The organism is Humibacter sp. RRB41 (genome assembly GCF_022761015.1).
Lineage (GTDB): Bacteria > Actinomycetota > Actinomycetes > Actinomycetales > Microbacteriaceae > Humibacter.
Genome location: NZ_JAKWJQ010000001.1, coordinates 76,677 through 100,448, shown reverse-complemented (window position 1 = coordinate 100,448; position 23,772 = coordinate 76,677). Strand labels below are relative to the sequence as shown.

Genomic DNA, 23,772 nt, shown 5'->3' with positions numbered 1-23,772 from the left:
CCGTTTGGATGAGGAGTACGACGACGTCCATCCACGAAGGAACCACACTCGGCGCGATCACCGTCGGCACGTCAGCATTGGGCGGGAACGCCCGTCGCAGCGCGACCGATGAGCTGATCACTGCCATGGCCATTCTGCGCGGTCCGTTCCCCCTGGTCGATACTTCGAACGCGTACTCAGGGGGTCGTTCGGAACAGATCCTCGGCAGAGCTCTCGCCCGACTCGGCGATGTTCCTACCTCCGGCATCGTGACGAAGGTCGATCGCGACCCGATGACGGGCGCGCTCGACCGGGACAGAGTGCTGCGCTCGTTCGAGGAGAGCCTTTCGCGGTTGGGGCTCGAGCGAGTGGGTATCTTGCACCTGCACGACCCGTACACGATCACGCTCGCCGAGGCGGCGGCGCCCGGTGGTGCGATCGAAGGGATGCTCGAGCTGCGCGAGTCGGGAGCGGTTTCGGCGATCGGCATCGCCGCCGGTCCTATCCCGCTGATGCGGTCGTACGTCGAGACCGATGCGTTCGACGTGCTGCTCACACACAACCGCTACACCCTCGTCGACCGCAGCGCCGAGCTGCTGCTGACCGAGGCCCGATCGAGGCGGATGACGGTGTTCAACGCCGCACCGTTCGGTGGTGGCATTCTCGCATCTGGTGCGCCCCCTGGCGCCACCTATGGCTACCGGCCGGCATCCGACAACCTGATCTCATGGGTGAAGTCGGCTGAACGGGTCTGCTTCGATCGCGGCGTGTCGCTCCCCGCCGCGGCACTGCACTTCTCGACGCGCTCACCGCTCGTGGACTCGACGGTGGTGGGTGTCTCGTCGCAACAGCGTCTGCAGGAGCTCGATGAGCTGAGCCGTGCGCGGATCCCCGACGAGCTCTGGAGTGCGCTGGCCGAGCTCGGCCCGGCGCCGAGCGCCTGGGAAGAGGAGTGAGCGTGAGAGCGTACTGGGAGAGCTTCGAGCCAGGGGCGGGACGCAGGAAGCCGAGGGCGGATGCGGTCAGCACGGCGCGGATGCTCGATCTGAATGGCCGGTGGCGCTTCCGCTTGTCAGCGACCTCAGCGGGAACGGGCCGGGACTTCATCGGCGACGACTTCGACGATTCCGAGTGGGACAGCATGGCCGTGCCCTCGCATTGGGTGCTCGAACCTTTCACCCCGCTGGCAGGCGGGCCGATCAGGTCGATGCGCGGCACGGCAGAGGGACCGCTCTACACGAACACGGCGTTTCCGATTCCGCTCGATCCGCCTCATGTCAGCATCGAGAATCCGACGGGGGACTATCGGCTCGTCTTCGAGGCGCCGGCCGACTGTGGGCACGCTGTTCTGCGCTTCCAGGGTGTTGACTCGTGCGCCAAGGTGTGGCTCAACGGCGACGAGCTCGGCTGGTCGACCGGAAGCAGGCTGCCCTTCGAATTCGACGTCGCAGTGCGACCTGGGCGCAACGTACTGGCCGTTCGGGTGCACAGGTGGTCAGCCGGAACATACCTTGAAGATCAGGACATGTGGTGGCTCCCCGGCATCTTCCGCGACGTGGAGCTGATCGAACGGCCGCCGGCCGCGATCGACGATCACTTCGTGCACGCCGACTACGACCCGCAGACCGGGCTCGGCACCCTGAGAATCGACTCGTCCGAGCCGGCGAGGGTGGACATCCCGGAGCTCGGCGTTCACATCGCAGCAGGCGAGACCGTGACGATGCCCGTCGAACCGTGGAGCGCCGAGGTGCCGCGGCTCTATCGCGGCGAGCTTCGCTCCGACGGCGAGATCGTCGCGCTCGCCGTGGGGTTCCGCAGGGTCGAGATCAGGGACGGCGTGTTCGTCGTGAACGGTCGACCCGTGAAGTTCCGCGGCGTGAATCGGCACGAACACGACCAGGAGAAGGGACGAACGCTCGACCGGGACACGATGATCCGCGACATCGAGACGATGAAACGCGCGAACATCGACGCCGTCCGCACGAGTCACTACCCGCCGCATCCGGAGTTCCTGAGGCTCTGCGACGAGTACGGCCTCTGGGTGGTCGAGGAGTGCGACATCGAGACGCACGGATTCGTCTTCACCGCGCCAGAGGCCAACCCGCCGGCCGACCCGCGGTGGCGCGGTGCGCTGCTCGACCGCGTGCAGCGGATGGTCGAGCGCGACAAGAACCACGCGAGCGTCGTGGTCTGGTCGCTGGCGAACGAGAGCGGGTCGGGCACGGCGTTCGACGAGCTCGAAGCGTGGGTGCGCGACCGCGATCCGTCGCGCCCTCTGCTCTACGAGCGCGATCCGAGCTATCGCGATTCCGACTTCTACGCGGTGATGTATCCGTCTCTCGACGACCTGGAGCGCATCGGTCGTCGAGAAGAGGATGCCCCGGACGGCGTGAGCGCGAGCGACGACGAACGGCGGCGTTCGCTGCCCTTCCTGCTGATCGAGTACGGGCACGCGATGGGCAACGGCCCTGGATCTCTCGGTGACTACTGGGACATCATCGAGAGGCACGACCGCCTCTGCGGCGGATTCGTCTGGGAGTGGATCGACCACGGTTTCACGGCGACGACCTCGAACGGCGTGCCCTTCATCATGAACGGTGAGGATGTCGACTACGAGCCGTGCGGGGGACGCTTCAGCCTGCACGGTCTTGTCTTCAGCGACCGCACGCCCACTCCGGGGCTCGTACAGCTCTCGAAGGCGTACCAGCCGATCCGGATCGACATCGCCCGGTCGGAGGTCCTGGAGTCTGTGGTGATCGGAAACACGCGGCACACCGCCGACACCTCCGACCTGGCCTTCCGCTGGCGCGTCGAGCAGGACGGTGTGCTCGTCGACGAGGGAGACCTGGCGGTGCCGGTCATCGAGCCCTCGCAGGAGGCGAGCGTCGAGCTGCCGGCTGCGGTGACGAGCGCCGATCACGAGACAGTCGTCACCGTCACCGCTGTGCTCGCAGACGACACCCGGTGGGCCGAGGCCGGCCATCTGATCGCCTGGGGCCAGCACGTGGTGCAGACGCCTCCCAGAGAGGCTGTCGCGTTCGACTTCGATGCTGCGCGCACAGCCAGCGCAGACGCGGTGCACCTCGGTGCCGCCGTCTTCGATGGACGCACGGGTCGCCTGAGACGATGGGGGGACCTCGAGCTCGACGGGCCGTGGCTCGACCTGCACCGCGCCCCGACCGAGAACGACAGGGGTCAGGGCGACCTCAACGACATCGCAGCTGTGTGGCACGACACCGGTCTCGATCGCCTTCTGCATCGAACGGATGCCGTCGAGCACGGAGACGGATGGCTGCGGTCACACGGGCGCACCGCTCCCGCTTCGCATCCGCACGCCGTCGAATGGACGATGCTGTGGGCGACCGACGGCGACGGGCTCGCGCTCTCGGTCGATGCATCCTTCGTCGGTCCGTGGAACGACACACCGTATCGCCACCGCGACATCTGGGTGCCACGGCTCGGGCTGCTCTTCTCATTGCCGCGCGGGTACGAGACCGTCGAATGGTACGGACGCGGGCCGGGAGAGACATACGTCGACTCGTTCGACGGCAGCCGGATCGGCCGATATGCCGCCGACATCGATGCCCTGCAGGTGCCCTACCCGGTGCCGCAGGAGAACGGCAATCACGTGCACACGCGCAGCCTGGAGCTGCACGGCGCCGGGCTCCCAACGATGCGAATCGACGGCCGGCCGCAGTTCGACTTCACCGCACGACGCTGGACATCGCTCGACCTGCAGCGAGCCGTGAAGCCGTACGAGCTCGTGGACTCCGGCCGGGTGTGGCTCAATCTCGACCACGCACAGCAGGGGCTCGGCTCGGCATCCGTCGGCCCCGCACTGCCGGAGCGCTATCGCATTCCGCGGGAGCGAACGAACTGGAGCGTCAGGCTCGAGGCGAACTGAGCGCTTCGAGCCGCAGTAAGAAGTCGTCGTCGCCGACCTGGCCGCCCTTGAGCACGAGCTCGAGGCCGTCCATCGCCTGATCACTGGAGTGGGCGTGCAGCACCACGATGTTCGCCCACGGATTGGCGGCGATCGACAGCGAGTCGACGCCGAGCAGGCTGGTGACGCGACTCGACGTGTCGCCGCCGCAGACGACGATGCGTCTGGAGGCCCCGCTGTTCGCCGCTGCCGAGACGAACTCGGCCGCGCGTGCGGCGATCGACTCCAGTGTGATCGTCTCGCCCGTCGCAGCGGTCTCGACCCCGTCCGAGGCGAGCACGACGCTTCGGCCGGACTGCAGGGCACTCGTGACGTCGGCGAGCACGCCGGGAACGGGCCATGCCGACGTCGGAAGAGGGCGCACCAGCCAGCCGGCATCGGCGGCAGCCTGAACCTGTCGACGGGTCTGGGCCGAGCGACTGCCCGAGACCGCGAGGATCGGGCCGCCGGCGATCGCGGTCTGCGGGCGTACGTCCCCCGGCGCCGGCCAGGCGGCGGCGATGGCGTGGCTGAGGCCGCCGGAGCCGAGGGCGAACAGCGGCTCGGGAAGCTGCAGGAGCGCCTCGCCGATCATGGTCAGCTGGGTGTCGTCGATCGCGTCGAGAACGACGGCCGCGGCGTCCGTGTGCCGAATGTGATCGGCGATGGCCGTGGCCGTCGCGTACGCGGTGAACGGGATGCCCGCGATCGGCAGCTCCGTCTGCCTGCCGAGGTGCACGGCGAGGTCGGACTCGTCCATCGGCGTCGAGGGGTGGGTCGACATGGTCGGCTGACGATCGAGCCGATACACCACGCCGTTCTCCGCAGCGAAGTGGTGTCCGAACGCCGTGTAACGACCGAAGTCGGGCTGGGCGAAGAGCACCGGCACCGTGTGCGTGGGGACGGCACGCCGGCCGAGTTCGATCACGCGGCCGAGGCTGCCGATCTTCGGCGATGAGTCCGCCGTCGAGCAGGCTTTGTATTGCAGCACGCGCGGCTGCAGAGCAGCCAGCGCCTCGAAGACGGGGGTCAGCTCGTGGTCGAGTGCGTGCGTCGGCAGGGAGCGGGCGATGCCGGCGATGCCGACCGCGTCGCTGCTCGCCGCCGCTTCATCGAGAAGCCGCTGCGACGGCAGGCCGACGAATAACCTCGCCTTCCAGCCGCGACGGGAGAACTGGAGAAGCGCGTCGACACTGCCCGTGAAGTCGTCGCCGTAGAACGCGACACGTGGGTGCGCAGTGCGCTCAGACACGCACCGGTCCGAACAGTTCGGCCGCGCGTCGCAGCGACTCGGAGTTCTCCAGGGCGGTGAGCGCGTCTTCGCCGCGTACAGCCGAGTCCCAGGCATCCCGCATGCTGGCCACCCCCGCGGCCACGCCATCCGGATGCCCGTGGATGCCGCCGCCGGCGAGCACCAGCAGGTCGGTGGAGCCGACGGCATCCAGCGTCGCGTGGGCGAGACCCGCCCACTGCCCAGACGAGAGCACCGGAACGGTGGAGGTCAGGCCGAGCAGCGGCTCACGCACCGCGGCGATGGAGTCGAGCACTTGGTCGTCCGTCTCGTAGAACTTGTTGCTGATCCCGTTCGTGTGCAGGTGATCGGCGCCGCAGAGGCGCACGAGCTTCTGCCACGCACGGAACCCTATCCCGAGTTGCTCGGAGCGGCTGATGGCGCCGAACATGGCGCGGTGTCCGTGGATCGGCACCGACGAGCGCCTGCGCAGGTAGTCGAGGCCGGCCAAGCCGATCAAGTTGACGCACGCCATGACGCACGTGCCGCCTGCGTTCACGACGAGGTCGTGGTTGGCCTCGAGCCGGTCGATGTCGTCGGTGATGTTGAACGCGTACATCGGCTTCACACCGGTGCGGTCCGCGTGGCGCTCGAGCACCGGCATCACGGCCTTCACGCGCTCGGCGAGCGGTGCACCCCTTCCGTTGCCCTGCAGCTCATCGTCTTTGATGAAGTCGATGCCCGCCGCTGCGAGCTCGGCGACGACCTCCGCGATCTCCTCCGGTGAGAGGCCGATGCTGGGCTTGATGATCGTTCCGAGCAGAACGCCGGATGGCCGGCTCATCAGGCGTCTCGTGCCCTCGACTCCGAACTGCGGACCCGCATAGCGCTCGGCGAACTCCGAAGGAAGGTCGAGGTCGATGAGCTTCACCGCGGCGAGCTCCTTGACCTCGAACAGGTTGCCGGCGACAGCGGCGAGCAGGTTGGGCACGGATGGCCCGAAGTTGTCGAGCGGGAAGCGCAGCTTGAGTAGTGCCCTGCGTCGCCTCGTCGGGTCCCCGACGGTGCCGGGGAGGGGCGACGCGCCGGTGAGCGGAAGCTCGTGGAGCGAGTCGATCCGCGCCGCGAAGCGGGCTCGCACGTCGTCGGACTCGCGCGCGACGCGAACGAAGGTGCCTGTCGACTGCTCTCCAGCGAGGATTTCGGCCGCCCTGCGGAGCGGGAGCGAGGTCTCGATGATGTATGTCGCGATGACGAATCCGGTGCTCATCGCGATCACCACACGACCGGGAGCCACACGGACATCTCGGACTGGCCCCTGTTTCCCCAGGCGTAGTAGGGGATCAGGCGCGTCTCGACCACCTCGAGCTCGTCGTCGGAGAGATCTTCATACAGCGAATCTGTGCCGCCGCGCGGAAGAACGCTGAGGCTGACCGGGATCACCTGCATGCGGTGCCCCGCCACCTCGCCGTCTTCGGCCTGGAGCTCCGTGCCGCGTCGCAGCGCGATCCGCTCCAGCGGCATGCCGGCGGGAAGATCGGTGCTTTCCAGGCAGAACACCACAGGTCCGCGCTGCACGGCGACCTGGTTGGTCACCTCTTCTGCGAGCCGGTTCGCGCGGATGACCCTCGAGGGCATCGGGATGCTCAGAACGATCGTGTCGCCTGCCCGCCACTCGCGATCGATCTTCACGTAGCTGCCCGGCGCGGAGACCTCCGCCGGCTCGCCGTTGACGAGAAGGGATGCGCCGCGCGACCACCCGGGAATGCGCAGCCGAACGGGAATCCCGCCGTCCGTCGCCTCCTCGACCGTGAATCGCACATCTTCGCCCCACGGGTACTGCGTGTCCTCCCGCAAGGCGAGAGTTCGATCTCCGTGCGAGACGCGGATGTCGCTGCCGCCGTAGAGATGAACGTAGAGCTCGTCATCAGTGACGGATGCCGCCCGCTCGTGGAATCGCGCCAGCGTGCGCGCCGTGTTGGGCGGACAGCAGAAGCAGCTCAGGTAGCTCTGCCTGAGCCGTTCGTCGGAGGGCGGTGGCGCCGGGACCGGGTCGAGCGCTGTGTCGCCCGGTCGTCGCAACGGGTAGGGAAGGTCACGAACCTGACGCAGCGGGTTCGTGTAGAAGTAGTCGTTGCCGCCGAGGCCGATGCCCGCGAGCAAGGAGTTGTAGGCGATGGTCTCGATGGCGTCCGCGTACTTGGCGTCGCCGGTGAGCGCGAGCATCCGTTCGCTCCACAGGATCATTCCGATGTTCGCGCACGACTCGCTGTGTGCCGTGGTGTTCGGCAGCTGGTATGCGCGCCCATAGGACTGGTGCACCTTGCTGATCTCCCACTGCCACGGGTCGCCGTCGGGCGATGCGCCGTCGTAGAGTGCACCGCATCCGCCGGTGATGTAGAGCTTCGTGTCGGCGACGTCGTCCCAGAGCCCTTCGAGCACGGTTCGCAGCCCGTCGTCGCCGTTCTCCGCAACGAGATCGGCGAGCCCGGCGTAGAGGTAGTTGGCGCGCACGGCGTGGCCTGCGACGACACTCTGCTCACGAACCGGCAGGCGGTCCTGGTTGTCGTCTCCGCCGTCGAAGTCATCGCGAACACGAACGAACGCCTCGGCGAGACGCAGGTACCGCTCGTCGGCGGTCACCCGATAGAGCTCGATCACCGCCATGTAGTGCGAGGGGCAGATGGCGCTTCTCGCGAGCTCGACCGGCTTGTTCGTCGCGAGGTCTTCTAGATAGCCGGCCGCCTTGCGCGCCGCATTCAGGAGCGTCGTGCTCCCAGTCACCTCGTAGTGCCGCACGCCCGCCGTGATGAGATGGCCGAGGTTGTACGTCTCGAACGCGAAGCGGTCCGACAACTCGACGACGCCACCGTTCGCTCGAGCTGAGATGAGCGTCGGGGTGTGCAGATAGCCATCTTCGCGTTGCACGGAGGCGATGAGCTGTGCGACCTCTTCGACCGTGTCGGCCAGCCACTCCTGCGGCTCGACCTCGAGCTCGGCGATGGCTGCCTCGAGCCACTTGTAGAAGTCGCCGTCCATGAACGGCGGTCCGACGTGCTCGCCTGATTCACGTCCGGCGGCGATCTTGAAGTTCTGCAGCCCCGGGCTCACCTCTGGATTGCTGAGGGAACGCCACATCTGAGGCACCGTGACCTCGAAGGTGCGTTGCTGTACTTCCTGCCAGAATCCGCGGCCCCACCGAACTTGCTCGGCATGAAGGGGACGAAGCAGCCCTGTGGGGAGCGGGGTCGTCGTCGACATGTGTTCCTCTCGAGTGTGCCGCAATCTTCCTCCAGCCGCGCTGCCCGAGCAGTGCGAGCGGCACGAATCGTGGCTGGTGCACTCAGGCTAGAAGCGAGTGCAAGAATTCGCAACCCTGCATGAATTTGCAGATTGGAGTGCCTCAAACCGCTTAAGAGTGCATAGAATTTCACTGCTGATTGTTGACACACTTGAAATCGACGCCTAGTCTCACTCCCGTAGGTTCCGCATGCCCCCGCAATCCACGTCGTCAAGGAGGACGCTATGATCACCCGCCGAACCCGCCGCACTCTTGTGGCGGTGTCAATGGCCGCTGTGACGGCCGTCGCGTTGGCTGCCTGTTCCAGCGGAGGCGCCGGGTCATCCGGCAGCACCGCGACAGGCAAGGACCCGTCGAGCTTCACCGTTCTGACGGCCAACGAGAACCCCACACTCGCCACCGAGCTCAAGTCGCTCGCGTCGGGCGCATGCTCGGCCGAGAACAAGGCGCTGCCGCTGAAGAGCCAGACGGTCGCCCAGGCAGATGTCGTGCAGAAGGTCACGCTGCTCGCCAGCCAGAACGCGCTTCCGGCGCACTTCATCGCAGGCACCGCGATGGTCACTCCGACGGGAGACCTCGGCAAGAACAACCTGGTGCTCGACTATGAGAAGCAACTCAAGAAGCTCGGCGTGTGGGACGACATCCTTCCCGCCGCGGCCTCGACGGTGAACTCGGTGTACGGCCAGATGGTGTCGCTCCCGTATCAGTACAACATCGAGGGCATCTGGTTCAACAAGAAGATCTTCGACAAGCTCGGCCTGTCTGAGCCGACCACGTTCGATGAGCTGATGGCCGACGCCGCCAAGATCAAGGACGCCGGCTATACGCCGTTCGCCACCGACGGCAAGGATGCCTGGCCCGTCACCCGCCTCATCGGCGACTACATCTTCAGGAGCGTCGGCCCCGATGCGATGAAGGACATCCAAGACGGCAAGGCGAAGCTCACCGACGCCAAGTACGTCAAGGCCGCCACCGAGATTCAGAAGATGGCCGAAGACGGCTACTTCGGGCAAGGGTTCGTGTCGACCGATGCGGCAACGGCCACGAACGACTTCCTCACCGGCAAGTCCGCGATGATGTACAACGGCTCCTGGCTGCTGAGCAACATCAACGACAAGACGCAGGATGTCATCGGCTCCGACAATGTCGGCCTGATGCCGTTCCCTGGCGTTTCGGGCGGCAACGGCAGCATCGACCAGTGGCCGGCGAACGCCGGTGCGGCGATGGCGATGAACCCGAAGGACTACGGTCCCAAGGTGAGCGACTGGCTGAAGTGCATCGCGAACAACTACGGCTCGGTGGCGCTGAAGGAGAACGGCGTCGTGTCGGGCTTCAAGATCAACAAGGCCGTCTCCGATGTGCCTGCACCCACGAAGATGGTCCAGACGAAGGTCGCCGACATCAAGGAGACCGTGCTGTGGTTCGAGGCTCTGATGGACGCCAAGTCCACAGCGCTGGCCCAGTCGAACGTGTCGCTCCTCACCACGGGGCAGATGTCGGCTCAGACCTACATGTCGCAGCTGCAGGCCAGCATCGACGCCAACAAGTAACGAGAAATCGCAAGACAGGGCATCCACTGGCTCGGGTCTCCTCCGAAAGGCGAAGATCCGAGCCGGTTGGTGTCAGGAGGACTTCCATGAAACGTGTGTTCGGCGATCGCAAGACGATCATCATTCTTCTTGCGCCAACGCTCATCATCTACGTGCTTCTGAAGATCGTTCCCGTGATGTGGTCGCTCGGGCTCTCGTTCTTCGAGGGCAACACGCTGAGCGGATTCTCGTTCGTGGGCTTCGCCAACTTCGGCAAGTTCTTCACCGACCCGATCGCCATCCAGTCGCTGTGGGTGAGCATCATCTTCGCCATCCTCGCCACCGGCGGGCAGATCATCCTGGGCTATCTGCTCGCGCTGCTCTACGTCTTCGTCTTGCGCAAGGGCTCGGCGTTCGTGCGCACCGCGGTGTTCTTCCCGATGGTGCTGCCCACCGTCGCTGTCGCTCTGCTGTTCCGCAACCTCGTGTCGGTCGGCCAGAATCAGGGGCCGATCAACGACATCATCAACTTCTTCGGCGGCAAGAGCGTGGAGTTCCTCGCCTCCAACGTCGGCACCATGACCGTTGCGCTTCTCATGACGTATTGGAGCTCGATGGGCTTCTACGCCGTGCTGCTGTACACCGGCCTGCTCGACATTCCCGAGGAGGTGATCGAGTCGGCGCGGCTCGACGGCGCCAACGGTGTCAAGCTCATTCGGCACATCATCGTGCCGCTGTCGCTGCCGATCCTCATCAGCTCGATCATCTTCAGCTTCAACTCAACGCTGAAGGTCTTCGACAGCCTCCTCGCGCTGAACAACGGCGGCCCTGGAACATCGACGACACCGCTCACCCTGTACATGTATCAAACGGCGTTCAACTACTCGGACTACGGCTACGCCAGCACGATCGCGTTGATGCTGACCATTCTGTGTCTGCTCTTCACGCTCGCGATCTTCCGTTCATCGAGCAGGAAGGCCGAGAGCTGAGATGACGACGTCGAAGACGATTCCCGAGACCGGATTCGCGGCCCGCCGCGCGACGGCATCCGCGGTGCGCTCACGTCGAGCCGGCCGCATCCTTCGCCGCATTCCGGTCTGGATCCTGATCGCGGTTCTGCTGATCGTGGTGCTGTACCCGCAGTTCTGGATGGTCATGGGCTCGTTCAAGACCCAGACCGAGTTCCTCTCGAACCCCACCTGGAGCCTGCCGCAGTACTGGGACTTCAACAACTACATTCAGGCGCTGACGACCGGCAATGTCGCGGTGAACTATCGCAACAGCATTCTGGTGACCGTCCCGTCGGTGATGCTCATCTTGATCCTGGGCGTCGCAGCGGGCTATGCGCTCGAGGTGATGGTCTGGCGAGGACGCAACCCCGTTCTGCTGCTGATCCTCGGCGGGATCATGGTGCCCGGCCAGATGATCCTCGTTCCGCTGTTCACCTTCTACTTCAAGATCGGGATCACCGACAGCCTTTGGCCGATGATCATCACCTACACGGTGGACGGTCTTCCGCTGACGACCTTCTTGATGGCCGCCTACTTCCGGTCGGTGCCCCGCGAGGTGTTCGAGGCGGCGACGATGGACGGCTCGGGTCCGCTGCGGTCGTTCTTCAACATCGGCATTCCGCTGATGCGGAATGCCATCCTGACCGTGGCCCTCGTGGAGTTCTTCAGCATCTGGAACGACCTGCTGGTTGCGCTCACGTTCACGACAGACCCGTCGTTGGCTACGATCCAGGTCGGTCTTCTCAGCTTGAACGACCAGTATGGATCCACGCAGTACGGGCCGTTGTTCGCCGCAGTGAGCATCAACATCGTCGCGTTGCTCATCGTGTTCATCTTCCTCAACAAGAGGATCATGTCCGGCCTCGCGGCCGGCTCGCTGAAGGGATAGGGATTGTGACGAGAGTTGCCTTCTTGCACACCGGAGCCGTCGTCATCCAGCCGGTGATGGACCTCGCACGGGAGTATCTGCCCGACGTGACGGCCATCAACTACCTCGACGACCGCATCGTCGCCGACCTCGGCAACGAGAGCACGGCGTCCACGGTGCCGACGAGGGTCGCAGCTCTGGTGAGTGCGGCCGAGACCGCGGGCGCGGATGTCGTCATGCTGACCTGCTCGTCGATCTCGGAGCTCGCGGCGCCCGTCTCGCGGGAGCTGGGCATCCCGGTGCTGCGCATCGACGAGGCGATGGCCGACCAGGCGGTAGCCGAGGGTCATCGGATCGCCGTACTCGCGACATTGCCGACGACCTGTGCACCGACGATCCGGCTGATCGAGGAGCGCGCCGCGCTCGCGAATGCCGATCCTGTGATCAGCAGCGAGGTGGTCGAGGGAGCCTTCGAGGCGGTGTCGCATGGCGATCGTCCCACCCACGATCGGCTCGTCGCAGCGGCGATCGAGCGAGTGGCGGCCGATGCCGACGTGATCGTGCTCGCTCAGGCATCCATGGCCAGTGCCGCCGCGGCGGCCGACGTGAGGGTTCCTGTGCTGACCAGCCTGGTGCCGGGCATCCAGCGCCTGCAGGAGACCGTCGCCGCTCTCTGAGCGTCGTGGGCGGTCTGCACGTGCGCGAGCTCAGGCCTCGGCGAGAGCCTCTGCCGTCTGCAGGTCGGTGACCAGGGTGTTCACCCAATTGCCGGCCAGCGCGCCCTGGATCGCCTCGTGCTTGCGTTGGCCTCCGGCGATCCCGACTCGGCGGGGCACGCGTCGCAGATCGTCCACCGGGATGGCGATGATGCGATCGTCGACGGGGCCGGCGACTCCCGAGCCGTCTGCGCGGAAGATGCGGTGGCAGATGTCGCCGACCGCGCCGTCGGAGATGAGCTGCTGCCGATCGGACGTGGAGAACGCGTTGCCACTCACGGCCAGGATGTCCGACGGCTCGATGCTGCCGATGCCCATGACGGCCATGGTGAGCTCGCGCCAGTGCCGTGAGACCTCTTGCATCGACGGGTCGGAGAGCAGGCTGTCGCGGATCTCGGGGCCGGCGACGATGCCGGGTGCCTGCACGTAGACCGCATCAGCACCGAGGATGCGCGCGAGGTCGCCGAGCAGCCGGTGCGAGTGGCTCTGCACGTCGGGCGAGCCGATGCCGCCCAGCAGCTGCACGACCTCGGTCGCGCCGCGGGTGGTGAACGGCCGCATGCGTTCGGTCATCGCCAGCAGGGTCTGGCTCCACGATGAGACGCCGATGCGGTCGGCACCGCTGAGTGTCGCCTCGAGGTAGGCGGCGGCCCCCGCGCCGATCGCGCCGATGCGTTCTGCGTCGTCTGCATCGGGATCGCAGTCGACCACGACGGCCTCGGCGAGGCCGTAGCGCTCTTCGAGCGACTCCTCGAGCTCCGAGTACACGCCGGGCGCAACGGTGACGATCGTACGCACGATGCCGAGGTTGGCCGCGCGCTTCAGGAGGCGCGAGACCTTCGCCTGCGAGATGTTCAGCGACTGGGCGATGTCGGCCTGGCGTACGCCGCGCTCGTGGTACATGCGCGCCACCTTCGTGAGAAGGCGCACCTGTCCGTCATGCTGACGGGTGTTGTGGCTGGTGGACATGTGTGCTCCGATCGGCGGTGTCATCGACCCTAATCCGTGATCGGGCCGGGGGCTGCGACGGACAGGCGGTGGACTCCCGGCAGGATCGACTCCGGATGCCGCCCCTGAAGCTCGAGCGTCGCCGCGACACCGACCGGCACCGTCAGATCGAGGTGAAGCGTCTCTCCCTCGAGACGCCAGGCGATGGCGACCTCTCCGTATGGTGAGAGATGACGCGCGGAGGCCGAGGTGAGGCCGCCGCCGGGCCGCGGCGCGAACCGCACCTGCCGGTAGCCGGGACCCGCTGGTGCGAGCCCCGCCACCGTGCGGTGCATCCAATCGGCGATCGCGCCGAGTGCGTAGTGGTTGAACGACGTCATCGTTCCCGGGTTGACCGTTCCATCGGGCAGCAGGGAATCCCAGCGCTCCCACACCGTCGTCGCGCCCATGTCGACCTGGTAGAGCCACGATGGGCACTCGCGTTCCAGCAGCAGGTCGTATGCGGTCTCGATGTGCCCCGCCTCGGTGAGGGCATCGCTCACGATCGGGGTGCCGACGAAGCCCGTTGCGATGTGGTTTCCCGATTCCCGAACGAGCTCGGCGAGCCGGTCTCCGGCCGCAGCGCGTCGGGCGTCGTCGGGGATGAGGTCGAACTGCAGCGCGAGTGCGTACGCGGTCTGGGCGTCGCTGGTCGCCGTGCCGTCGGCGTTCAGGTACTCGGCTGCGAACGCTGCGGCCACGGCCTTCGTGAGTGCTGAGTAGTGCTCGGCATGCTCGTCATAGCCGAGCAGCCTCGCCATCGCGGCGACCGTCGCTGCGGAGCGCGCGAAGTAAGCCGTGGCGACCAGGTGACGGTCGGTGCGGGCATCCGCCGGGTCCTGCGGGGGCGCAGCCGGGTCGAGCCAGTCGCCGAGCTGGAAGTCGGTGTTCCAGAGGTGTGAGTCGCCCGCGCGCCGATCGATCAGGTCGACCCAAGCGCGAGCGCTCTCGAACTGATCGCGAAGCACCTGCGGATCGCCGAAACGCTCGTAGATGGTGAACGGCAGCAACGTCGCGACGTCACCCCAGGCCGCGCCGGGCCGGATCGGCGTCCACATGTTGTGGGAGGGGATGACCGGCACGTACCACGGCACCGTGCCGTCCGGCAGCTGTTCGATCGCGACGTCGCGCAGCCATCCGGAGAGCATCCCGGAGACGTCGAAGAGTGCGGACGCCGTCGGTCCGAAGACCTGGATGTCGCCCGTCCAGCCGACCCGCTCGTCGCGCTGCGGGCAGTCGGTGGGGATATCGACGAAGTTGCCGCGCATGCCCCACACGATGTTCTCGTGAAGCCGGTTGAGCAACGGATTCGAACTCTCGAACCAACCGGTGCGTTCGAGGTCAGTGTGGTAGACGCGGGCGACGAGCCTGCCTGCCGCGGCCTCTCGGTCGAGATCGCCCGGCCAGCCCGAGACCTCGACGTAGCGGAAGCCGTGGAACGTGAAGCGCGGCTCCCAGGTCTCGTCGCCCTCGTCGCCGGCCAGAGTGTAGCTGTCGGCGGAGCGTGCGCCGCGCAGTGGACGGGTGTAGAGCTCGCCGTCTTGCAGCACCTCGGCTGTTCGCAGCGTCACGGTCTGTCCACGGTCGCCACGCACCGTGATGCGCACGCGGCCGACGAGGTTCTGGCCGAAGTCGAGGATGCGCGATCCTGATGGCGCGGTGAGTACGGCGACCGGCTGCACCTCCTGCGTGCAGCGAACAGGTGGAGCGGTCGGTGCGACGAGGGTCTCCGGCGAGCGGTGCCGCTCGGCGACGCCCTCCCATCCCGCGTCGTCGAAGCCGGGCGATGACCACCCGCGCTGCTCCTGACGAGCGTCGTAGTCCTCTCCGTCGTAGATGCCGGTGCGGATGATCGGGCTCGGCGCAGCGCGCCAGGATGCGTCGGTCGCGACGACCTCCCTCGACCCGTCGGCATAGGTCAGTTCGAGCTGACCGAGAAACGAGAGATCGTCGCCGAACACGTTGTGGAAGCCACCGCGCCAGCCCAACCTGCCCCGGTACCAGCCGTCGCCGAGCCATGCGCCGAGCACGTTCTCGCCTGCGACGATCAGGTCGCTGACGTCGTACGCGTAGTAGCGCAGGCGTTCCCGATACACGGTCCAGCCCGGTGAGAGCGTGTCGTCTCCGACCCGTTCGCCGTTCAGTTCGGCCTCGTACAGCCCGTGGGCCGACGCGTACAGCCGGGCCTTCACGGGCCGCTCGGCCACAGTGAAGGAGCGCCGCACGATGGAGGGGCGACGCTCGTCGGAGGTCGGGTCTTCGTTCCAGTAGGCGCCGACGGGTCTGGCGATCCAGTCGGATGCCTCCAGCAGGCCGGCCTCGAGCCGAACGGTGTTCGAGGCGGGTGACCACGCGCCGTCGGCACCGCGCACCGCGACGGTCACCGATGCCGACTCGCGCGAGCCGAGGTCGGCATCCGGCCACGGCACGAGCACCTGGTCGGCCGACTCGGTCTCGAACGTCGTGCGAGCCGCGCTGCCCCTCGTGATCTGGATGCGGTAGGCGGCCTGGGCCCAGCCGGCCGGGGCCGACGTCATCGACCACGAGATGCGCGGCGCAGCTTCACCGATGCCGAATGCTCGCCGGTGGTGCTCGATTCGCGGAGTGTCGACGATGAGATCCATCTCGTCATTCTAATGTTCTTGCGGGCCAGAATGAATATGCATATTGTGGCTGGCATGATCATCGGCGTGACAGGCAGCCAGGGCAAGCTCGGGCGGGCGACCGTCGCCAGATTACGCGCCGATGGCCACGACGTCATAGGGTTCGACCTCGCAGGACCCGTCGGCACGGGATTCACGCGCGTCGACCTCACCGATTACGGTCAGACGCTCGACGCGCTGCTGTCGGTCACCGCCAGGCACGATGGTCTCGACGCGCTCGTGCACCTGGCCGCGATTCCGGTGAACGGCATCGTTCCCGACGCCGAGACCTTCCGGAACAACGTGATGGTCTCCTTCGACGTGCTGTTCGCCGCGTACCGAGCAGGTATCGGCACGATTGTGACGGCATCCAGCATCACGGCGATGGGATTCCCGTTCGACGATGCACCGCCGGCGCTGCCGGTCGACGAGACCTACACCAGCGCGAACAACACGTATGGGCTCGGCAAGGTGGCGGAGGAAGCGATCGCTGCGCAGCTCGTGCGCTGGGGCGACGGTGTCTCGATCACCGCGCTGCGCTTCACGAACGTCGTCGCCGAAGACGAGTACGACACCTTCGACCGCGCGGCCGAGGCGGACTACCGGCGTGACCTGCTCGGCTCGTGGGTCGACGCCCGTGACGGCGCCGCTGCGATCGCGTTGGCACTGGCCACGGCACGGCCGGGGTTCGAGGTCTACAACGTCGCCGCACCCGACTCGGGATGTTCCGCCACGTCCCGCGAGCTCGCCGCGCGGTGGTTTCCCGGCACACCCGTGGCCGACGACCTCGGAGAGTTCGAGTCGCTGATGTCGACGCGCAAGATCAGAGAGCTCGGCTTCGTGGCGGAGCACGACTGGCGAACTGCCGGCTGAGTCGCGACTCACCCACTCGGCGTAGCCGAACCGCCGTCGGCGGCGACGGCGGTCGAACATCGTGATCTCCTCTCATCGGATCGTGGTCAGGACGGGAGTTCGACCCAGCCTCCGGCCGGAACGGTCGCCGTCGAGACGCCGGAGGGCGTGCGAACGGTCGCCGTTCGCACGCGGTCGTCGAGGTTGGCGACGAGGACGATCGCCGCGCGATCGGCCGCTATGCCGTGCGCCGGTCCGCCGTGCGGCGTCACCGCACCGATCGCCCAGACCATGCCGTCCGCGCTGTCTCCCGACAGCAGCTCGCACCCGGACAGCTGCGCCATCCGGCGCACGGCGGCAGCGACGGGCAGGTCCTCGCCCGACGCCGACCGGATGCCGCGGGCACCCCACTCCTCGAAGTACGCGAGCGTCGCGACCCCGGGCACGGCGAGGGCCGCAACGCTCGCGATCGTCCAGGCGGCAAGCTCGCGGGCATCCTGTCTCGGATCGCTCAGCTCGAGGAGCTCGGGACCGTAGCCCTCGGTGAGGTCGTCGTGTCCGGGTCGTGGAGGCGGCGTGGTGGCGACGTCGTTGAAGTGCGGTCTCAGAGTGATCAGGCCGATGTGCACCGGTAGGCCGCCGGCTCCTGCGACTGCCTGCCGTGCAATGCGTCGCTGAACGGGGAGTGACTCGATCAGCTGTTCGGTGCGCAGCGAGTGGAAGAGCGGGGTGATGCTGAAGACGATGCCGTCGAGGTCTGCCGGAAGGCGGTGATGCTCGCGGTTCAGCTCGGTGAAGTGCGAGCGGGCACCGCCCACGACGGGGGCGGAGATGCCGGCGCGTGCCATCGCGGTGCGCAAGCGGCCGATCGCGGCGGCATCCGACACATGGCGCGCGCCACCAGAGGGCTGGAAGGCGGAGATCCTGGCAACCTGGTGGGCGCGCAGCGCGACGACGGCCCGGTCGAGCGTGTTGGGAGCGGCGGCACCACCGTCGCTCTCGAGCACGATGCGAACGTCGAGGGGCAGTTCGGCCGCCGCGGCGCGGTCGAGTGCTGCCCGCCAATTCGGGGCGCCCAGATCGAGCTCGACGAGCACCGCCGATCCGATCGGGTCGGGCTCTGGCGGCGGTGCGGCTGGCGACGAGGGCGCGGTCGCGGCCCCGAGGGCGATGTCGGGAAAGACGCCGCCCGGCGTGAGCACGATGATCTCGTCGTCGTGCTGCGCCGAGTGCGGTTCGACGCGGGCAGCGTTCACCTCCACTCGCTGCAGCACTCGCTGGCCGGCCGCGAGTCGATATGGAAAGGGCAGGGAGAGCGGCCGGCTGTACGTCTTGTACGAGGCATCCGTCCAGTTGCGCTGGTCTTCCATCTCGAACACGTCGCCGTGGAACAGCACATCGGCCTCGATGCCGTCGTCGCTCCAGCACAGTTCGGCGATGTCACGCACGGGTTGGTGCGGGCTGATCGCCTCGGGGAACGCAGTCGTCTCGGATGTGCCGTCGCCGTGCAGCACACTCAGCGGATGTCCGGCCGCCTGCGGCGCGTGCAGCACGACGAGGCCGACGCGGTTCGTCAGGTAATCCGCGTCGCAGACGAGGTCGAGCGATGCGATGAGACGATGCTCAGATGTCTCGATCACCACGGTTCCGTGCAGTCGGGCGCCGAATCCCGCGGTGTGCACGGCTAACCTGAGAGCGGCATCCGTGCTCTCGACGTCGTCGATCACGAGCGCAGAGGTGTTCCAATCGTGGTCTCGCACGACTGCGCGGATGCTGCGCAGCACGCGGCCGCCGTCGAAGCGCACCTCGGCGAACTCATCATCGCGCAGCTGCAGCGACCAGTCGCCGCTGCTCCAGGCCCGCGATGGCTCATGCCAGCTCATGTGAGGTGCTGCTCCGCTCAGAGCGTCGTCATGCTGCCGTCGACCGCGAACACCGAACCCGTCGCGAACGCGCCGTGGTCGGAGGACGGGAACATCATGATGCCTTCCACATCGCGCGGCGATCCTGCGCGCCCCAGCGGGATGTGCCTGATGATCGCGGCGTGGGCATCTGGGTCGTCGATGGTTCAGCGCTCGATGCTGTCGAGGTGCAGCATCCGTGCCAGGTTCTTGTCGAGTTCGTCGTCGCGGAAGATCTTCTTCCAGTCAGCCCTGATGATGCTCTCGCGCCCGTAATCCATCGCGATGAGGCACGCGTCGCTGAACGGGTTGTCGCCGCGCAAGCCATTCGCGAGCGCGACCTGTGTGTGGCCGTACAGGATGCTCCGGGCGGCCGCCTCGGGAACGCCCATCGTGTTCACGGCCTCCGAGAGCGCCTCGTTCAGGAGCGACCCGATCATGCAGGCGACCGTCTCGACGAGTGTCGGCTCCAGCTGCGCGAGTTGCTTGATCGTGACGAAGTGCACGTCGATGATGGGGGCGTAGATGGCACGTACCGTCGCCTCGACGATGTGCCTCTTGGCCGGGTCATCCGACTCGATGGCCGCGATGGCATCCTGCGGCGCCGCGATGCCGCCGAACGTGTCGGCGTACTCCTCCGGTGTCGTGCGTTGCAAGAAGATCGACGGGTGGCAGGGGTGAGCGACGGCACGGATGACGTCGTCGCGATCGGTCAGCAGGCCGGCGTACGCCGCTGCCGGGTCGAGCGTCAGCGCGATCGCCCCCGACTTCATCTTGGGTACCAGGTCGGCGGTGACGGACTGCAGCGCAAGATCGGGCACGGCGAAGACGACGATGTCGGCGTCCGCGACCGCGGCCGGGGCATCGGTCAGCGTGCGACCGGTGTCGAGTGTGCGCTGCCGGCCGCCAGGGGAGTTCTCGACGTATGCGACGACATGGTCGGTCTTCACGAGGTTGTTCGAGACGCGCATGCCCATCTTGCCGCCCGCGCCGATCACGGCGATGGTGTACTTCTCGCTCATTGTGTGCTCCTCAGATACTCGATGGTGGTGCGGGTCCACTCCCGCTCGATTCGGATGGTGGTCTCGGCGTCGCCCTGCCAGCTCAGCCAGTGCTCGACGATCTCGTCGACGCCGCGCTCCCGCGGGCGCACTGTGTGCAGCAGGTGCCGGTAGTCGTGCAGGCCGGTGCCCATCGCGGCGCCACCGTAGGTGAAGCCGACCCATCCGGGCTGCCGGGCGAACGCGAAGTCCTTCACGTGCACGTTCTTCACGTGCTGGGCCGTCAGCTCGATGCAGTCGCTCGGCAGCTCGAGGCGGGCGACCACGTTCGCCGGATCGAGGCAGATGCCGAGTGCCGGGCTCTCGACCCGTTCGATCAGCGACACCAGATCGCCGGTGGCGATCTGCTCGTACGTCTCGATCGCGAAGGCGACGCCTGCCGCCTCGTAGCGCGGCATCCAGGTGCGCAGGATGCCCTCGGCCTCGCCGAGTGTCGGACGGAACGCGTCGCTGTATGGCATGCCGCGCACGAGCTTGGCGTCGAACGCCTCGGCCAACGCGAGGAATCGCTCGAGGCGCTCCGGCTCGAGACCCTTCGTGCCGAGCTGAACGCTCAGGCCGAGGGCGCGTGCCGCGCGGGCGGCATCCGCGATCTGCGCATCGGTCATCCGGTCGAGCGGTGCGTAATCACAGATCTGGAACAGGGCGACGCCCTGCGCTCTGGTCGCCTCGAACGCGTCGATCAGCGACATCGGACGTTTCGCGCGCTCCGAGTGCTGCCAGAAGAAGGCGTAGGTTCCCAGGCCGATCACGCGCGCGCTCCGCTGCGCCGCTCGGCCAGGGCGGATGCCTCGTCGAGCACGTCGACCAGGGCGTCGACGTCGTGCGCGAACCTGCCGAGGAAGAGACCGTCGACCGCGTCTCCGAGGCCGGTCAGCAGGCCGGGCCCGGCGGATCCGCCGTAGATCACCGCGGATCCGGAGCGGCCCGGGAGCGTGCCGAGCGCTGCCAGCAGTCCTGTGCACACCCGCGCGATGTGTTCGCGCGGAGCCGGCTCGGCGGCGCCGATCGCCCAGACCGGCTCGTACGCGACGATCACAGCACCGTCCGGCGCGCCGGCCAGGCCGGCCTCCATCTGGGCGACTGTCGCAGCGGTCGCATCGGCCGCCGTGAGGTTCGAGGTCTCACCGACGCAGAGCAGTGGCGTCAGCCCGTTGCGCAGGGCGGCGGATGCCTTCGTTGCGACGATCTCGTCGGTCTCGCCGAACATGCTGCGGCGCTCCGCGTGACCGATCTCAGCGAAGGAGACACCGACCTCCGCGAGCTCGGCTGCCGACACCTCTCCCGTGCACGCGCCGGAGTCCGCGGCGGCGACATCCTGCGCTCCGACGAGCACAGGCGAGGCTGCGAACGTCTCGAGGGCCGGCAGCACCTGGAGGTACGTCGGAATGACGATCAGGCGCACCGCGCCCGATGCGATCCCCCGGTGTGTGCGCACGGCATCCGCCACGCGCCCGAACCACGTTGTCGCCTCGGCGTGCCCGAAGTACATCTTGAGGCTGACGCCGATCGTGATGGCAGGCGTCAGCACGATCCCGTCGTCTCGTACTCGCCGATCACGGCGACCTTCGCCGCCGAGGCCGAACCGGTGTCGAAACGATAGGTGAGCCACTCGCGCACGAGGCGGCGGGCGAGCTCGAGGCCGACGACGCGCTGTCCCATGGTGAGCACCTGGGCGTTGTTCGAAAGAACGCCGCGCTCCACCGAGTAGCTGTCGTGCGCTGTCACCGCCCTGATGCCGGCAACCTTGTTCGCCGCGATCGCGACGCCGAGACCCGTGCCGCAGAACAGCAGTGCACGATCGGCCTCGCCGCGGGCAACGCGCTCGGCGGCCTCGATGGCGACCTTCGGGTAGGCGGTGTGGCCGTCGCTGTCCACGCCGACATCCACGACGGATGCCACGCCTGGGTTCTGCTCCAGGTCGCGCTTGAGAACCTCCTTATAGTCGAAGCCGGCGTCGTCCGATCCGATCACGATGCGCAGGGGCTCGGTCATGTTGCTTCCTTGTCGTCTGTCCGGTCATCTGTTCGGTCGTCGGCGAGCACCTCGCCGATGGCGGTCACGATGAGGGCGAGGGAATGCGCGCCGGGGTCCGGCGTGCCGACACTGTGCCGGCCGTGCGCCCTGGCACGGCCCATGCGGGGCACGAGATCGGCGGTGGCGGCTGCAGCCCGCGTTGCGGCATCCGCTGCCACGCGCCAGGCGTCGGCGAGAGTGGCACCCGTGCCGACGGCATCAGAGAGCCGTGCGCTGAAGGGCACGAGTGCGTCCACCATGGTCTTGTCGCCGAGCTGTGCCTTTCCGTGTGCCATCACGCCCGATGCCCCTGCCGCGACGCCGGCGGCGACAGCGCTCGCCGCAGGCGTGCCGTCATCGCCCAGTCGTTCGGCGACGGCGGTCAAGATGACGCCCCACAGTGCACCCGAGGTGCCGCCCGCTCTGTTGGACCAGGCGTCCGCGGCTCGGCCGAGGGTGGTGCCTGCGCCCGCTCCGGCGTCGGCAGCGACAACGGCGGCCGCGAGTGCCGCGTGCGAACCACGCTGCATGCCGATGCCGTGGTCTCCGTCGCCGGCGATGGCGTCGATGCGTCCGAGTTCGTCGACGTTCGCGTCCACCGTCGCCACGATCGTCTCAAGGGCTCGTCGCACGTCGCGAGCTGCAGAGCGCGACGCGTCGTCGCTCGGCGGGATGCCCGTCGCCTCGTCGTCGACGACGGTCGCGGCCGTCGCGCGTTCGCGAGGGGCGACCGATCCGCGCCGGTATGCGGGCGTGTCGACCGGGGCTTCCCACAACTCGGCGAGCTCGTCGTCCGGCCAGAACAGCGTGAGGGAGGTGCCCGCCATGTCGAAGCTCGTGCAGTACTCGCCGACGTGCGGGTCGATGATCTCGATGCCGGCACGCTCGAGCAGCTCGGCGATCCTGCGATAGACGACGAACATCTCCTCGTACTTGAGCGACCCGAGTCCGTTCAGGATCGGAACGACCCGCGCGCCGTCGACGCCGAGACCGTCTGGGGCCTCTTCGAGCAATCGCGACACGAGAAGCTCGGCCAAGCCGTCGGCGGTCGGGATGCCGGTCTCGTCGATGCCGGGTTCGCCGTGGATGCCGAGGCCGACGGCCATGCGCCCCTCCGGCACCGTGAACAGCGGAGCCTCGGCACCGGGCAGCGTGCACCCCCTGAAGGCGACGCCGAACGACCTGGTGCGCTCGTTCGCGAGTGCCGCGATCCTGGCGACGCCAGCGAGGTCGTAGCCCGCCTCCGCAGCGGATGCCGCGCTGCGGAACACGGTGAGGTCGCCGGCGATGCCGCGCCGCTTCTGCTTCTGGGCGGGGGAGGCGCTGACGACGTCGTCGGTGACGGTCACGGTCTTGCATGGGATGCCCCGAGCCAGCAGGCGCTCCTGCGCCCCATCGAAGTTGAGCACGTCGCCCGCGTAGTTGCCGTACGTGAAGAAGATGCCGCCGCCGGCATCCGCGGCCTCGGCGACCGAGACGATCTGCTGCGTCGACGGCGACGCGAACAGGTTGCCCATCGCGGCGCCGTGTGCAAGGCCGGCGCCGACGAGACCGCCGAACGCCGGGTAGTGCCCTGATCCGCCGCCGATGACGACGGCGACCTGACCGTCTGGCACCGCTGTGCTCCGCACGACACCGCCGGGAACGCGGTGCACGTACCGCTCGTTGGCTGCCACGAATCCCGCGATCGCCTCGTCGGCGAACTGTGCGGGGTCGTTCACCAGTCGAGTCATTCGGTGCTCTCCGATCGTGTGGGC

General features: G+C 67.4%; 19 protein-coding genes. 7 read left to right on the top strand and 12 right to left on the bottom strand.

Annotated features, from left to right (window positions below; genetic code table 11):
* The first annotated feature begins 8 nt into the window (after positions 1-8).
* Together MJ603_RS00480 and MJ603_RS00475 are read left to right on the top strand one after the other, a co-directional pair.
* Entirely contained in the window at positions 9-935 is a 927-nt protein-coding gene (locus tag MJ603_RS00480) for an aldo/keto reductase (RefSeq protein WP_243061707.1), read from the top strand.
* Between the two features lie 2 nt (positions 936-937).
* Entirely contained in the window at positions 938-3,883 is a 2,946-nt protein-coding gene (locus MJ603_RS00475; protein WP_243061706.1) for a glycoside hydrolase family 2 TIM barrel-domain containing protein, read from the top strand.
* On the opposite strand, the gene MJ603_RS00470 is transcribed toward MJ603_RS00475, so the two are convergent.
* From MJ603_RS00470 to MJ603_RS00460, 3 genes are read right to left on the bottom strand one after another with little or no spacing between them, the layout of a single operon-like run.
* On the bottom strand, positions 3,864-5,153 hold the full coding sequence (locus MJ603_RS00470) for a four-carbon acid sugar kinase family protein (protein WP_243061705.1): 1,290 nt from the start codon (positions 5,151-5,153) through the stop codon (positions 3,864-3,866). The genes MJ603_RS00475 and MJ603_RS00470 overlap by 20 nt on opposite strands.
* Complete coding sequence (locus MJ603_RS00465; RefSeq protein ID WP_243061704.1) at positions 5,146-6,402, bottom strand: RuBisCO large subunit C-terminal-like domain-containing protein; 1,257 nt, start codon at positions 6,400-6,402, stop codon at positions 5,146-5,148. Before MJ603_RS00465 ends, MJ603_RS00470 begins: the two co-directional genes overlap by 8 nt.
* A 5-nt stretch (positions 6,403-6,407) precedes the next feature.
* The gene (locus MJ603_RS00460) at positions 6,408-8,393 is read right to left on the bottom strand and encodes a glycoside hydrolase family 127 protein (RefSeq protein ID WP_243061703.1); all 1,986 of its coding nucleotides are present in this window, start codon (positions 8,391-8,393) and stop codon (positions 6,408-6,410) included.
* A 264-nt stretch (positions 8,394-8,657) separates the two neighbouring features.
* On the opposite strand from MJ603_RS00460, the gene MJ603_RS00455 reads away from it, so the two are divergent.
* The 4 genes from MJ603_RS00455 (at position 8,658) to MJ603_RS00440 (ending at position 12,517) form a co-directional block, all read left to right on the top strand.
* A complete protein-coding gene (locus MJ603_RS00455; protein WP_243061702.1) occupies positions 8,658-9,983 on the top strand; it encodes an ABC transporter substrate-binding protein in 1,326 nt (441 codons plus the stop codon).
* A gap of 86 nt (positions 9,984-10,069) precedes the next feature.
* Positions 10,070-10,951: a carbohydrate ABC transporter permease gene (locus tag MJ603_RS00450; protein WP_243061701.1), complete on the top strand. Its 882-nt coding sequence runs from the start codon at positions 10,070-10,072 to the stop codon at positions 10,949-10,951.
* 1 nt (position 10,952) lies between these two features.
* Complete coding sequence (locus MJ603_RS00445) at positions 10,953-11,861, top strand: carbohydrate ABC transporter permease (protein WP_243061700.1); 909 nt, start codon at positions 10,953-10,955, stop codon at positions 11,859-11,861.
* 5 nt (positions 11,862-11,866) lie between these two features.
* Positions 11,867-12,517, top strand: coding sequence for an aspartate/glutamate racemase family protein (locus tag MJ603_RS00440; protein ID WP_243061699.1), 651 nt, complete (start codon positions 11,867-11,869; stop codon positions 12,515-12,517).
* 30 nt (positions 12,518-12,547) lie between these two features.
* On the opposite strand, the gene MJ603_RS00435 is transcribed toward MJ603_RS00440, so the two are convergent.
* Positions 12,548-13,549 carry a sugar-binding transcriptional regulator gene (locus MJ603_RS00435; RefSeq protein WP_243061698.1) on the bottom strand — a complete coding sequence of 334 codons (1,002 nt, stop codon included), beginning with the start codon at positions 13,547-13,549 and terminating at the stop codon, positions 12,548-12,550.
* A gap of 5 nt (positions 13,550-13,554) precedes the next feature.
* On the bottom strand, positions 13,555-16,167 hold the full coding sequence (locus tag MJ603_RS00430; RefSeq protein ID WP_243061697.1) for an alpha-L-rhamnosidase: 2,613 nt from the start codon (positions 16,165-16,167) through the stop codon (positions 13,555-13,557).
* A 54-nt stretch (positions 16,168-16,221) separates the two neighbouring features.
* On the opposite strand from MJ603_RS00430, the gene MJ603_RS00425 reads away from it, so the two are divergent.
* On the top strand, positions 16,222-17,058 hold the full coding sequence (locus MJ603_RS00425; protein WP_243061696.1) for an NAD(P)-dependent oxidoreductase: 837 nt from the start codon (positions 16,222-16,224) through the stop codon (positions 17,056-17,058).
* A gap of 86 nt (positions 17,059-17,144) precedes the next feature.
* On the opposite strand, the gene MJ603_RS00420 is transcribed toward MJ603_RS00425, so the two are convergent.
* Genes MJ603_RS00420 through MJ603_RS00390 form a run of 7 tightly spaced genes read right to left on the bottom strand, consistent with a single transcriptional unit; the run spans position 17,145 to position 23,748 of the window.
* Positions 17,145-18,920, bottom strand: a complete 1,776-nt coding sequence (locus MJ603_RS00420) for a hypothetical protein (RefSeq protein WP_243061695.1) — start codon at positions 18,918-18,920, stop codon at positions 17,145-17,147.
* 17 nt (positions 18,921-18,937) lie between these two features.
* Positions 18,938-19,102, bottom strand: coding sequence for an SDR family oxidoreductase (locus tag MJ603_RS00415; RefSeq protein WP_308220571.1), 165 nt, complete (start codon positions 19,100-19,102; stop codon positions 18,938-18,940).
* A gap of 3 nt (positions 19,103-19,105) precedes the next feature.
* Complete coding sequence (locus tag MJ603_RS00410) at positions 19,106-19,960, bottom strand: phosphogluconate dehydrogenase C-terminal domain-containing protein (RefSeq protein WP_243061694.1); 855 nt, start codon at positions 19,958-19,960, stop codon at positions 19,106-19,108.
* Positions 19,957-20,751 (bottom strand): sugar phosphate isomerase/epimerase, encoded by a 795-nt coding sequence (locus MJ603_RS00405; RefSeq protein ID WP_243061693.1) that lies wholly within the window; start codon positions 20,749-20,751, stop codon positions 19,957-19,959. Before MJ603_RS00405 ends, MJ603_RS00410 begins: the two co-directional genes overlap by 4 nt.
* Positions 20,748-21,530, bottom strand: a complete 783-nt coding sequence (locus tag MJ603_RS00400) for a triose-phosphate isomerase family protein (protein WP_308220548.1) — start codon at positions 21,528-21,530, stop codon at positions 20,748-20,750. The genes MJ603_RS00405 and MJ603_RS00400 overlap by 4 nt, the downstream gene beginning before the upstream one ends.
* Positions 21,524-21,994 carry a ribose-5-phosphate isomerase gene (locus MJ603_RS00395; RefSeq protein WP_243061692.1) on the bottom strand — a complete coding sequence of 157 codons (471 nt, stop codon included), beginning with the start codon at positions 21,992-21,994 and terminating at the stop codon, positions 21,524-21,526. Before MJ603_RS00395 ends, MJ603_RS00400 begins: the two co-directional genes overlap by 7 nt.
* Complete coding sequence (locus MJ603_RS00390) at positions 21,991-23,748, bottom strand: dihydroxyacetone kinase family protein (RefSeq protein WP_243061691.1); 1,758 nt, start codon at positions 23,746-23,748, stop codon at positions 21,991-21,993. Before MJ603_RS00390 ends, MJ603_RS00395 begins: the two co-directional genes overlap by 4 nt.
* Positions 23,749-23,772: the final 24 nt, after the last annotated feature.

Excerpts from the sequence above, each read along its gene's own strand:
- MJ603_RS00480 (WP_243061707.1), top strand. The coding sequence starts at position 9 with ATGAGGAGTACGACGACGTCCATCCACGAAGGAACCACACTCGGCGCG.
- MJ603_RS00465 (WP_243061704.1), bottom strand. The coding sequence starts at position 6,402 with ATGAGCACCGGATTCGTCATCGCGACATACATCATCGAGACCTCGCTC.
- MJ603_RS00460 (WP_243061703.1), bottom strand. The coding sequence starts at position 8,393 with ATGTCGACGACGACCCCGCTCCCCACAGGGCTGCTTCGTCCCCTTCAT.
- MJ603_RS00455 (WP_243061702.1), top strand. The coding sequence starts at position 8,658 with ATGATCACCCGCCGAACCCGCCGCACTCTTGTGGCGGTGTCAATGGCC.
- MJ603_RS00450 (WP_243061701.1), top strand. The coding sequence starts at position 10,070 with ATGAAACGTGTGTTCGGCGATCGCAAGACGATCATCATTCTTCTTGCG.
- MJ603_RS00445 (WP_243061700.1), top strand. The coding sequence starts at position 10,953 with ATGACGACGTCGAAGACGATTCCCGAGACCGGATTCGCGGCCCGCCGC.
- MJ603_RS00435 (WP_243061698.1), bottom strand. The coding sequence starts at position 13,549 with ATGACACCGCCGATCGGAGCACACATGTCCACCAGCCACAACACCCGT.
- MJ603_RS00430 (WP_243061697.1), bottom strand. The coding sequence starts at position 16,167 with ATGGATCTCATCGTCGACACTCCGCGAATCGAGCACCACCGGCGAGCA.
- MJ603_RS00425 (WP_243061696.1), top strand. The coding sequence starts at position 16,222 with ATGATCATCGGCGTGACAGGCAGCCAGGGCAAGCTCGGGCGGGCGACC.
- MJ603_RS00420 (WP_243061695.1), bottom strand. The coding sequence starts at position 18,920 with ATGAGCTGGCATGAGCCATCGCGGGCCTGGAGCAGCGGCGACTGGTCG.
- MJ603_RS00410 (WP_243061694.1), bottom strand. The coding sequence starts at position 19,960 with ATGAGCGAGAAGTACACCATCGCCGTGATCGGCGCGGGCGGCAAGATG.
- MJ603_RS00395 (WP_243061692.1), bottom strand. The coding sequence starts at position 21,994 with ATGACCGAGCCCCTGCGCATCGTGATCGGATCGGACGACGCCGGCTTC.
- MJ603_RS00390 (WP_243061691.1), bottom strand. The coding sequence starts at position 23,748 with ATGACTCGACTGGTGAACGACCCCGCACAGTTCGCCGACGAGGCGATC.